The organism is Eisenbergiella porci (genome assembly GCF_009696275.1).
Classification (GTDB): Bacteria; Bacillota; Clostridia; order Lachnospirales; family Lachnospiraceae; genus Eisenbergiella; species Eisenbergiella porci.
In genome coordinates, this window is the sequence record NZ_VUMI01000028.1 from 71,432 (window position 1) to 83,186 (window position 11,755).

Consider the following 11,755-nt stretch of genomic DNA (forward strand, 5'->3'; position numbering starts at 1 on the left):
GCTGTTGTCACTTTCCCGTTCCGCCCTTTTTTGGCGTTTTGTCGTGCCGTAGTCCTTTTTATAACAGAATTGCCCAGGCTGTCTTAAGCTGTTGCTTTTTTATCAGTTGCGGCCGAATTCGGTTAAAATCAGGCCTTTATTTCTGTCTAATGTCATCCCTACGCTCCATTCATTTACAAAAAGGAGCAGCGGGTTGCCTCTCATATCCTTAACCTTCTTCATGTCGGAGGTTCCGGTCAGCTTGTCCAAATCGATTTCGTCCTTATTTTCTATCCAGCGGATATATTCATAGGGAAGGGGTTCCAGCCTGATTTCCACATTATATTCATTATTGAGCCGGTATTTAAGCACATCGAACTGCAGGACGCCTACCACGCCTACAATAATCTCTTCCATACCGGTATTGTATTCCTGAAAAATCTGGATGGCGCCTTCCTGGGCGATCTGGTTAATTCCCTTCACGAACTGCTTCCGCTTCATGGTATCCACCTGGCGCACTCTGGCAAAATGCTCCGGCGCAAAGGTAGGAATGCCTTCGTAGGCAAAGCTTTCCTTCGGCATGCAGAGGGTATCCCCGATGGAAAAAATACCGGGGTCAAATACGCCGATAATATCGCCGGCATAGGCTTCCTCCAGGATTTTCCGTTCGCTGGCCATGATCTGCTGGGGCTGGGAAAGGCGCATTATCTTACCGCCCTGCACATGCTTTACTTCCATGCTGGCCTCGAACTTGCCGGAGCATATACGCATGAACGCGATTCTGTCACGGTGGGCTTTATTCATATTGGCCTGGATTTTAAATACAAAGGCGGAAAAATTATTTTCCACAGGATCGATAAGTCCCGTATCCGCCTTTCTGGGGAGAGGGGTGGTAGTCATTTCCAGGAAATGTTTCAAAAAGATTTCCACACCGAAGTTGGTCAGGGCTGATCCGAAAAATACGGGGGTCAGTTCCCCCTTCTGTACTTCTTTCAAATCAAATTCCGCGCTGGCGCCGTCAAGAAGCTCGATTTCCTCTAACAGCTTGTCCATTGCTTCCTGACCGATGCAGTCGCGGAGCCTGTCTTCCTCCTCCAGAGGAATTTCCATGGCTTCGCCTTCCCTGGTTCCTTTTTCCGTATCGGAATAGATGATCACGCAGCGTTTATCCCGGTCGAAAATTCCTTTGAAGCCTTTTCCTGATCCAATCGGCCAGTTTTTGGGGCAGGTTGCAATGCCCAGCTCTTTTTCGATTTCATCCAGAAGGTCAAAGGTATCATTGGCATCCCGGTCCATTTTGTTGATAAATGTGAAGATGGGAATTTTACGCATGACGCAGACCTTAAAAAGCTTTCTTGTCTGTGCCTCAACACCCTTGGAGCCGTCAATTACCATGACGGCGGAATCCGCAGCCATCAGGGTACGGTAGGTGTCCTCGGAGAAATCCTGGTGTCCGGGGGTATCAAGAATATTGATGCAGTATCCGTCATATTCAAACTGTAATACGGAGGAGGTGACGGAAATACCTCTCTCCTTTTCTATTTCCATCCAGTCGGAAACAGCGTGTCTGGCGGTTGCCTTGCCTTTTACGCTTCCGGCCAGGTTAATGGCTCCTCCGTAGAGCAGGAATTTTTCGGTCAGGGTCGTTTTTCCGGCATCGGGATGGGATATAATTGCAAAAGTCCTTCTTCTGTTGATTTCCTGTGTCAGGTTGCTCACTTTTTTCTTTCCTCCAAAACGTTATGTTAAGCCGGGAATCCCGGCATTATTTATGCGGTATATCATTTCCCCATGGCAAGCCGGAACAGGCATGCTGGCGGCGGGAATGAATTTCAGACATGCGCTAGTGGGGAAGCATGCTTTTTGCTTCGAATTCGGGGGTGATTCCGAAATAATCAAGAACCGTGGCGCCGATGTCCGCGAAGGTGCCTCTGGTTCCCAGGTTGCGGGGCGCAATTCTCTTTCCGTATAAAAGGAAGGGAGTGTATTCCCTGGAATGGTCTGTTGAGACGGTATAGCCGGGGTCGCAGCCGTGGTCGGCTGTGATCATGAGCAGATCGTCCTCCTGCATTTTGCCGAGGATCTCGGGAAGGCGCTCATCAAAATAGGTGAGGGCTTTGGCGTAGCCGTCAATGTCGTTGCGGTGGCCGTAAAGCATGTCATAGTCAACCAGGTTGATAAAGCAGAGGCCTTCAAACTCTTTGTCCATATAGGCAAGGGTTTTGTTGATGCCGTCTTCGTTTCCCTGGGTGTAGGTATATTCGGTAAGGCCTTTTCCTGCAAAAATGTCGTGTATTTTGCCGACGCCGATGACGTCTTTGCCGTTGTCCTTGAGCTGATCCAGCATATCCACGGACGGCGGCTCTATTGAAAAGTCATGGCGGCCTGTGGTTCTGGTATAGCTGCAGCTGTTTCCGGTAAAGGGGCGGGCGATGACACGGCCCACGCCATGTTCCCCGGTGAGGATCTGGCGGGCAATGCGGCAGTATTCGTAGAGGGTCTCGGGAGGGACAATGTCTTCATGGGCCGCTATCTGGAACACGCTGTCGGCTGAGGTGTAGACAATGAGCTTCCCGGTCCTGACGTGTTCGTCTCCGTAATCCCGGATTACGTCGGTTCCTGAGTAGGGCTTATTGCAGAGGATACCGCGGCCGGTGCGGCGGGTGAATTCATCAAGAAGCTCTGCGGGAAAACCGTCGGGGTAGGTGGGAAGGGGACGGCCCGAATAGATGCCTGCAATTTCCCAGTGGCCGATGGTGGTGTCTTTGCCTTTGGAGGCTTCCTGCATGCGGGCTACTGTAGCAAGGGGGGCATCTGTGCCTGAATGCCAGTCGATTCCTTCTATATTAAAGAGTCCCAGCTTTTCCATGTTGGGCATATGAAAAAAGGGGCTGGAGGCGGCGCTTTTGAGCGTGTTGGTGCCGGTGTCGCCGTATTCGGGGGCGTCGGGTTCTGCGCCGATGCCTACGCTGTCAAGGACGAAAAGGAAGATTCTTTTCATGGGGGTGGGCTCCTTTCAAAAAAGATGTAAGGGATAAGGGCGGGGGATCGGGGGGCGGACGGGCAGAACCCAGAGAACATGAGTGTTCTCTGGGTCGCTTCGCTCGCCAGATGGATACGAAAGAGGGACCGGGCCTGCAAGCAGCCCGGTCCCTCTTTCGTATCCGTCTGGTTCTGCCCTGTTCGAAGATTATACCACAAATCCCCGCATTGTACACTATTTACTGTCGGAAATCTTTTTCCGGCGGGTGTCTGGGGGCAGCTTTTTTCATAAAGCTATGAATATGGAGGAACTTAACAGCTGCGAGAATTGTCTATTATGCAGCCGGGTTGTTTTTCGTTTCTCTTTATTAGTTCCCGGTAATAGGGCTGATTATTATGTTTTCAGGGGTAATTCCCGTTTTTCTTGTAACTATGTCTTCAATCTGTGCTCTCTGGGCATCTGTAAGGCTGGGTGCATTGACTACCACGTCCACGCCGGAGCCACTGATGCTCACTACCACGTCGTTAAAGCCTTTGGCTTCCAGAAGGATTTCAGCTGCGGTTTCTTTTTCAGCCATGTCGGTAAGGGCTATCATGCCGTTGATGGCGTCCTGCTTCTGTTCTTCACTGATGTTTGTATTGTTTATGATGTCAAGAAGTGTTTCTTTATTTTTTGCTCTGGTCTGTTCCTTCTGCAGCTTGGCTCCGGCAAGGGAGGTAACTCCTGCAGAGCTTGTAAATACGGCTTCTCCGGGTACTTCGCCGTTCTGTACGTCCGCTTCCTCAGCTACCTGTTCCGCGCTCGCTTCATCCATATTTTCCGCCACCACCGCTACCTGTGCGCTGCCCGCTTCCTGGGCCTGTGCATCCGCCGACATCTGGGCATCCAGATAGTCCGCCGCTGCCACACCGTCCAGATCAGAATCCATACTGTCAATATCCGACACCACGTCTTCCTCTGACAAATCCAGCAAAGCAGTCATATCCTCTTCTGCGTTTCTGGCATCCGCGCTTGTAAGCTTCTCTTCTCCCGCCTTGGTTCCTGCAAAATTCAGGTACCCTGCCACTGCAATCATGATTGCCAGCGCCGTAATCATTATTTGGTTGCGTTTCAACACATTCTTCACTCCTGTTCCCTCTGCTTTCTGCTATTTCATCTTAACTACTTTAATCTTATGTGCTTCTATTCCAAATAATGCCTGAATCACTTCCGTAATATTTTTCTGAATTACGGCATTCCCTCCTCCCTGGGCCACAACGGTCACGCCTTCAATGGACGGCTCCCTTATTTTGCTTACATAGGGTGTTTTATTGCCTGCGGAATCGGTCACATAGACTGTGGTTTCCTCCTGTCTGGAGTTAATCACATCCCGGCTTCCGCCCGTGCTGTCCGTCTCCTTTGTGGTGTCCATGGTGGAGGGAATATCTTTTTCCACCACCTGTTCTCTGGAGGAGTCCAGGGTTACCATGACCTTCACATTTCCCACGCCTTCCATGCTGGCTAAAAGGGACTCCAGCCGTTCCTCCAGTTCGCCTGCATAGCCGCCGGGATTACCCTCTTCCTCAGTTTCCTGTGTTCCGGAAGCGGTGCTTTTATTCTCGGGAGCGGCTGTCTGATCCTTTTGTGTCTCCGTTTTTTTTACAGGAATGGCGATTACCATCAGCAAAATCCCCAAAAGCGCCATTATCGCCATATTTTCCTTAGTCAGCTTCTTTTTCCATGTTTTCAGCCGTTCACCCATTCCAAATCACCTCCAACTCCTCCGGGGCTATTCCAAGCTCCTCCGCAAAGGCCTCCCGCAGCTCCTGCTGTTTCTGCGCCGCATCTGTATTGTCCGATCCGTTCAAAACAGCCTCCGCTTCCGGCCCCTGCGGGGAAATTTTCACCTTTTCTATCCGTACCCTTTGCTCTCCGTCTTCCGACACCTGCAGCAAAGGCCTGCCGTCCGCTGTCCGGGAAACAGCGGTGACGGTTACTCCGTATTGTGCCGAAACCTCCTCCAGGCTGCTGCGGGCGATCATGGAAAGCGCCTCCTCCTGATAATCCCCGCTTTGAAGCCCCGCCTCTTCCACCTGTCTGGAGATTCGTTCCATCTCCTCTTCATACTGCCGCAATGCGGTTTGAAAATTTTGCTGCGCATCGAATTTTCCCAGAGAAAGGATGGGAAGGGCTATCTGGGACAGGACCATGATGCTTATCACCATTTTTACATATTTTTCATAGCCTCCGGACGGGAGGAACTGCACGATAATCTGCCCCGCCAGCATGAAAATCGTGACTTTTTTTAACAAATCCAGAAATTGCGCTCCCATTGAAGTCCTCTCCTTTCTTCGGTTTGCTATCCGATTTTCCCCGCCAGGCAGGTAATGATGGCAAACATGATCAGAAAGCAGGCGCAGGCCGTATAGCTGATTTTCAAAAGCAGCAGCAGGCCGTCTCCCGCTTTATTGACGCAGCCTGTAATCCGTTTGTCAGCCGTCATGCCCAGAAGGGCCGCGCACAGCTTCAATATACCGGCATACAGCAGCAGCCTGGCAAAAGGGCCGATGCACAGGGCGAGCAGAAGAAGGAAGGCCGCCACGCCCAGGCCGTTTTTTACAAGAACCGCGGATCCTATAAGAAGCTGGGCTGTGCCCTCCGCCAGGCCTCCCAGGCCGGGAATTGCCGACAGAGCCTTGCCCGCCGCATTCAGCTTCAGATGCTCCAGCACGGGAGTAACCATGGACTGGAGAAGGCCGATGCCGGTAATACAGGTAAGGAGGAATTTTAAAAATCCAGCCACGCCCTTCTGCAGCAGCTCTACGAGCATGCCCAGCCGTTCTTCTTCCCAGATACCGTTCATCACAACCAGCATCATGTAGATGTTTACCGCCGGAAGCCCGATGCTTTTGAGCACCTGCTCCACGCCGTAAATCAGAAGCAGAATCAGCTGGTAATACCCTGCCGCGGTGGCCGCTCCCGCCGAAAGCCCCAGCGCCAGCATGAAGGTAGGGACAAACAGGCGGACGAAAAGAAGGATTCTGCCAAGCAGCTCACCTGCAATATCCGCCGCCTGGGTAAAGGTGCGAAGCACCACAAAAAGCATGAGCAGGTAGGAAATAAAATGGGCGATATCCGCTATCTGGTGATTGTCGAAGCTTTGCATGACTACCGTAAAAAGTGCGGAAAGCACGCCGATAATCAAAAGCGTGAGCAGCAGATTCTTCATCCCCGCCATCTCAGCCAGCACCCCGTTTTTCAGGGAAGCGGTGAGGCCGGCAAACGCCTCTCCTGCATTCCCTGATAATATCTGCCCAAGAAGCGAGGAAAAGTCGATGGAGAAATTGGGAAACAGCTGTTCAATCTGTTCCGAAAGCGCCTCAAGATTCAATTCTCCGGTCAATGTGGTCCAGTCCATGTTCCCCTCCTTCCCGGGTTGCTGCTTACGCTGTGTGCGGGAATGAATTTTCAATCACGCTCTAAGCCATGAAGCCTGTAATGGTATCGATCAGGGATAAAAGCACCGGCATTCCCGCAAGCAGCACAGTCACCTTCCCGAACAGCTCCACCTGGGCGGCAATGGCCTGATATCCGGCATCCCGGCAGAGGCCTGCGCAGAATTCGCACAGATAGGTAATGCCGATCACCTTGAAAAGTATCCCGAAATAAGCGCCGCTTCCTTCCAAAAAGCCTCCCAGAGCCAGCACGGAGTCCTTCATCTGCATCAGGTATTCGCAGACATAAAAGAAAATAACCAGCGACACGCCGATACCGATATAAGCGCTGTATTCCTGTTTCCCGGATTTGAACTGAAGCCCTATCAGAACGCCGGTTATGCCCAGCATGGCGATTTTTACCATATCCATTTCCTGTCCTCTCCTTTCCGTCAGAGCTGAAACAGGTTCTGTATTGTAGTAAACAGATCATATATGTAGGGAATGATCCAGGTGAGAACCAGTATCAGGCCGGCCAGCGAAAGGAGGAACGCATGCTCCTCCCGGCCGCTGTGCTTCAGTATCTGGCTGAGGATGGTCACCAGAATCCCTACCGCTGCAATTTTAAAAATCAGACTTACTCCCATTCCATTCTCCTTCAAGTCATATCAGCAGGATGGCCATCAGCAGCCCGCCCGCCGTACTTACGGAAAGAACTGCCTTTTTGCGGCTTTCCGCTTCTTTCCCCGCTTTATCCTGTGCATGCGAAAGCTCCTTTACAAATTGCTCCAGGGAAATCAGCTGCATCTGCCCGTCCACAAATCCGGTAAAGCCGGGGAAGGAAAGCAGAAGCTCCTTTTCCCTGGCGTCAAGGCAGGTTGTCTTCAGCCAGAAGGGCATTTCCTCCTGCCATACGGTCTGGAAGGAGCTTCCGCTCTGCTCCTGCGCCCTCTTTCCCATCCGTATGAAGCAGTCCCCCAGCTCTGTGTGCAGGCGGTTACCCACTCTGATCATTCCTTCCGGCAATGTGGCCCTGCTGTATCCCACTTCACTTTCCAGCATGGTAAATACCCGGGCCAGCTGCCGCAGCTGCGCCACATGCTTTTCCATATCCCTGCACATACACAGGCCGAACCCGGCGCACCCCATAACCAGCAGAAGCGCGCCGGTAAGCTTCAGCATGGCACCCTCCCGGCCAGAAGCTTCCTTTCGCCGTCCAGTACGGCATCCACCGCACATTTTCCCTCCCGCCTGGTGAGTATCACATAGCGGTCAAAAATCTTTATTTCATCCAGCTTCATCCCGGACAGCCTGCTTTCCGCCTCCTCCAATGAACCGGCATGGATGGTTGTCAGAACGCAGCATCCGCAGCAGATCGCCTTTTTCAGCGCCCGGATATCCTCTTCACTTCCCAATTCATCCACGCCGATAACCTTTGGCGCCATGGAACGGATCAGCAGCATCATGCCTTCCGCTTTGGGACAGCTGTCAAGGATATCCGTGCGCATTCCCACATCATTCTGCGCCCTCCCCTGAAAGGATCCGGCAATTTCCGAACGTTCATCCACAATTCCCACAGTCACGCCGTGACCGCAGGAATTCCCGTCGGAAACCTGCCTCACGATATCCCTCAGCAGGGTTGTCTTACCACAGCCGGGCGGCGAAAGAATCAGTGTATTCAGGAAATGTCCGTCCCTGTAAAGAAAGGGTAGCACGGCGTCCGCCGCTCCCCTGATTTCATGGGAAATCCGGATATTTACACAGGAAATATGCTTGATATTCCTCACTCTGTCCGAATCCGTCAGCACAGCTTCCCCTGTAAGCCCCATACGGTGTCCGCCCGGCAGTGTCAGGTAGCCCCTGCTGATTTCTTCTTCAAAAGCATACATGGAGTAGCTGCATGCATAGGCTATCAGCTGTTCCAAATCCTCCTGTGCAGTGACTGCAGGCCGGTCAGTCCTATATACCACATCCCCGGATTCCTCCTGGAAAAATTCCCTTCCGTCTATGTACAAAAGCACCGGTTTTCCCACGCGCAGCCGGATTTCCTGCAGCTGCTGCGCAAATCCGGCGGTTTTCTTCCACCTGGGCCGCATTCGTTCCGGAAAGATCCGCAAAATATCTTCCCTTTGTGTCATGGGCACACTCCTCGCTTTCCGGACAGGTTCCTTTCAAGCAGTCTGTCCAACTTTCTGCTTATCTCAGTATATGTTGTACATGCCAGGTTATGACTGCGCGGACAAAAATAAGCCGGAGGAATATGCTGACATATTCCTCCGGCTTATTAAACTGCCGATTGTTTCTATTAAAATAATAATCCGTTATTTAAACCTGAGCAACATCCTTCATGGAGAAGCTGATTCTGCCCATTTTGTCCTTACCAAGGCATACAACGGTAACCTGTTCTCCAAGAGTAAGAACATCCTCTACACGGTTGATTCTTTCCTTTGCGATCTTGGAAATATGAACCATTCCTTCTTTTCCGGGAGCGAATTCGATGAATGCGCCGAATTCCTTAATACTTACTACGGTTCCCTTGAAAATCTGGCCTTCCTGGAAATCAGTGGTGATGATCTTAACCATCTCTACCGCTTTATCCATCATTTCCTTATCGGTTCCGCATACGGATACCTTTCCGTCATCGGTAATATCAATCTTAACGCCGGTGCGGGCGATAATCTCATTGATTGTCTTTCCGCGCTGTCCAACCACATCACCAATCTTCTCGGGATCGATCTGTACGGAAATAATCTTGGGAGCGAACTGACCGACCTCAGCTCTGGGAGCTGCAATGCAGGGAGTCATGATTTCATTCATGATATACTCTCTTGCTTCCTTGGTCTTGGCAATCGCTTCCTCTACGATAGGCCTGGTCAGGCCGTGAATCTTAATATCCATCTGGATTGCGGTAATACCGTCATGGGTACCTGCCACCTTAAAGTCCATATCCCCAAAGAAGTCTTCCAGTCCCTGGATATCGGTAAGCACGATATAATCATCATCGGTATCGCCGGTTACCAGACCGCAGGAGATACCTGCAACCTGCTTCTTAATGGGAACGCCTGCAGCCATCAGTGACAGAGTGGATGCACAGATGGACGCCTGGGAGGTGGAACCGTTGGATTCAAAGGTTTCGGATACGGTACGGATTGCATAGGGGAATTCATCCTCTGAAGGCAGTACCGGTATCAGAGCTCTTTCAGCAAGCGCGCCATGTCCGATTTCACGGCGTCCCGGTCCTCTGGAGGGTTTGGTCTCTCCTACGGAATAGGACGGGAAATTATAATGATGCATATATCTCTTATTCACTTCATTCTCATCCAGGCCGTCAATTCTCTGCATTTCAGACAGAGGCGCCAGCGTGGTGATGGTACAGATCTGAGTCTGTCCACGGGTGAACATACCTGAACCATGTACTCTGGGGATAATATCAATTTCTGCAGCCAGAGGACGGATCTGTGTAATCGCACGGCCGTCAGGACGCTTATGATCCTTGAGAATCATCTTGCGCACCGTCTTTTTCTGGTACTGGTAAATTGCCTCGTCCAGAACAGGAAGCCATTCTTCCTTATCAGCAAAAGCTTCTTCCAGACGCTCTGTAATCTTTCTTATATTTTCTTCCCTTACCTGCTTCACATCAGTGAATACAGCTTCTTCCATTTCTTCAGGAGGGATGATTTCCTTTATTGCTGCAAACAGCTCTTCCGGAACGGCACAGCTTGTATATTCATGCTTTGCCTTGCCGACTTCCGCTACAATCTGGTTGATAAAAGCAATGATTGACTGGTTTACCTCATGTGCCATGTAGATGGCTTCGATCATTTTAGCTTCCGGGATTTCATTGGCTCCGGCTTCGATCATGATGACCTTTTCACTGGTGGACGCCACCGTCAGGTTCAGATCGCCGTTCTTCCACTGCTCCTGGGAAGGGTTGAGAACGAATTCTCCGTCAATCAGGCCTACCTGTGTCATTGCGCAGGGTCCGGCAAAAGGAATGTCGGAAATGCTGGTTGCGATAGCGGAACCAAGCATAGCCACCAGCTCGGGGCGGCAGGCAGGATCTACGGAAAGCACCAGGTTATTCAGGGTTACGTCATTTCTGTAATCCTTAGGGAACAGAGGGCGCATGGGACGGTCGATAACACGGCTCGTCAGAACGGAGTTCTCGCTGGCCTTTCCCTCTCTTTTATTGAAGCCTCCGGGAATCTTTCCTACGGAATACAGCTTTTCTTCATATTCAACGCTCAAAGGGAAGAAATCAATTCCTTCTCTGGGCTTCTCACTCGCCGTAGCTGTGGATAAAACGGTGGTATCACCATAATGCATAAATGCGGCGCCGTTAGCCTGTGCCGCTACTCTGCCGACATCCACACTCAGGGTGCGTCCGGCAAGTTCCATGGAAAATGTTTTGTACATCTTATCTCTCCTTTATTCGAACATTACTTGTCAGTCAGTTCTTCCCGTATGCCGGGGCTGACTGTCGCGGCAGTCTCCGGATCCATATATATATGGTACCGGCCTTTTCTGTCCGCAGAAACAATACTGGTGCTGTTCAGGCACAGAAGATGCCGAAACTACTGACAAATCCACTTACTTCAGCACGGCGGCAAATGGACTTATCAGTGGTCTCGGAAGCATTCTTCCGACCTGAAAAAGCAGAGGCGGCATCCGTTATGCGGAGACGCCCTGTGTACAGAGATGGAAATGCAGTTCTATCCGGTTTTGCATATAAACGTCACCTGATATCCGCGCCGTTGTTAACTCCGTATCCGGCGGCTTTTTTCTCCATCATCGTACAATAAGGCGGAAGACCTCAGAAAACTCTGAAGTCAAATCCGCCTTGTTTTTGTTAATTACTTTCTGATTCCAAGTCTTTCGATCAAGGAACGGTATCTTTCGATATCCTTTTCTTTCAGGTAATCAAGCAGACCTCTTCTCTGTCCAACCATTTTCAGAAGTCCTCTTCTGGAATGATGATCCTTAGGGTTGCTCTTAAGATGCTCGGTGAGCTCCTGGATTCTCTCTGTCAGAACTGCGATCTGTACTTCCGGTGATCCTGTATCGCCTTCGCCTCTCGCATATTCCTTGATGATTGCTGTTTTCTTTTCTTTGGAAATCATGTGTGTTCCTCCTTTTTATTAAACCGCCTGATACCAGGATGAGGTCGGAGTGTCCTTCATCTGGGTACCGGCTGAATTCATACCTGAAAAGTATATCATACTCTTCCAGGCTTTGTAAACCTTTTTTTAATAATATCAGCGCCGAAAGGCGCTGGCAGGTTGTAAATAATCCTCTCGATACTTTTATACTTAAATATTTATTTTCCACATCGCTACGCCCTTTTCATGTTTTTATCCACACCCTTTAGGCATTCGTAGCC

12 protein-coding genes are annotated in these 11,755 nt (G+C 50.7%); all 12 read right to left on the reverse strand.

The window, feature by feature from the left end; all coding sequences use genetic code 11:
* Nucleotides 1-102: 102 nt before the first annotated feature.
* Complete coding sequence (locus tag FYJ45_RS16830) at nt 103-1,698, reverse strand: peptide chain release factor 3 (RefSeq protein WP_276892020.1); 1,596 nt, start codon at nt 1,696-1,698, stop codon at nt 103-105.
* Nucleotides 1,699-1,822: 124 nt separating this feature from the next.
* A complete protein-coding gene (locus FYJ45_RS16835) occupies nt 1,823-2,980 on the reverse strand; it encodes a phosphopentomutase (protein WP_154465958.1) in 1,158 nt (385 codons plus the stop codon).
* 349 nt (nt 2,981-3,329) lie between these two features.
* A complete protein-coding gene (locus FYJ45_RS16840; RefSeq protein WP_320620729.1) occupies nt 3,330-4,088 on the reverse strand; it encodes a SpoIIIAH-like family protein in 759 nt (252 codons plus the stop codon).
* 21 nt (nt 4,089-4,109) lie between these two features.
* Nucleotides 4,110-4,703, reverse strand: a complete 594-nt coding sequence (locus FYJ45_RS16845; RefSeq protein WP_235930852.1) for a stage III sporulation protein AG — start codon at nt 4,701-4,703, stop codon at nt 4,110-4,112.
* Nucleotides 4,696-5,274: a stage III sporulation protein AF gene (locus FYJ45_RS16850; RefSeq protein WP_154465960.1), complete on the reverse strand. Its 579-nt coding sequence runs from the start codon at nt 5,272-5,274 to the stop codon at nt 4,696-4,698. The genes FYJ45_RS16845 and FYJ45_RS16850 overlap by 8 nt, the downstream gene beginning before the upstream one ends.
* Before the next feature lie 26 nt (nt 5,275-5,300).
* On the reverse strand, nt 5,301-6,359 hold the full coding sequence (locus FYJ45_RS16855) for a stage III sporulation protein AE (protein WP_154465962.1): 1,059 nt from the start codon (nt 6,357-6,359) through the stop codon (nt 5,301-5,303).
* A 61-nt stretch (nt 6,360-6,420) separates the two neighbouring features.
* Nucleotides 6,421-6,807 (reverse strand): SpoIIIAC/SpoIIIAD family protein, encoded by a 387-nt coding sequence (locus tag FYJ45_RS16860; protein WP_025491110.1) that lies wholly within the window; start codon nt 6,805-6,807, stop codon nt 6,421-6,423.
* 20 nt (nt 6,808-6,827) lie between these two features.
* The gene (gene spoIIIAC / locus FYJ45_RS16865) at nt 6,828-7,022 is read right to left on the reverse strand and encodes a stage III sporulation protein AC (RefSeq protein ID WP_021638801.1); all 195 of its coding nucleotides are present in this window, start codon (nt 7,020-7,022) and stop codon (nt 6,828-6,830) included.
* A 16-nt stretch (nt 7,023-7,038) separates the two neighbouring features.
* Nucleotides 7,039-7,557: a stage III sporulation protein AB gene (locus FYJ45_RS16870; protein ID WP_195841857.1), complete on the reverse strand. Its 519-nt coding sequence runs from the start codon at nt 7,555-7,557 to the stop codon at nt 7,039-7,041.
* Nucleotides 7,551-8,513, reverse strand: coding sequence for a stage III sporulation protein AA (spoIIIAA, locus tag FYJ45_RS16875; protein ID WP_154465966.1), 963 nt, complete (start codon nt 8,511-8,513; stop codon nt 7,551-7,553). Before spoIIIAA ends, FYJ45_RS16870 begins: the two co-directional genes overlap by 7 nt.
* Before the next feature lie 187 nt (nt 8,514-8,700).
* Nucleotides 8,701-10,791: a polyribonucleotide nucleotidyltransferase gene (locus tag FYJ45_RS16880; protein WP_154465968.1), complete on the reverse strand. Its 2,091-nt coding sequence runs from the start codon at nt 10,789-10,791 to the stop codon at nt 8,701-8,703.
* 437 nt (nt 10,792-11,228) lie between these two features.
* Entirely contained in the window at nt 11,229-11,495 is a 267-nt protein-coding gene (gene rpsO, locus FYJ45_RS16885) for a 30S ribosomal protein S15 (protein WP_021638796.1), read from the reverse strand.
* Nucleotides 11,496-11,755: the final 260 nt, after the last annotated feature.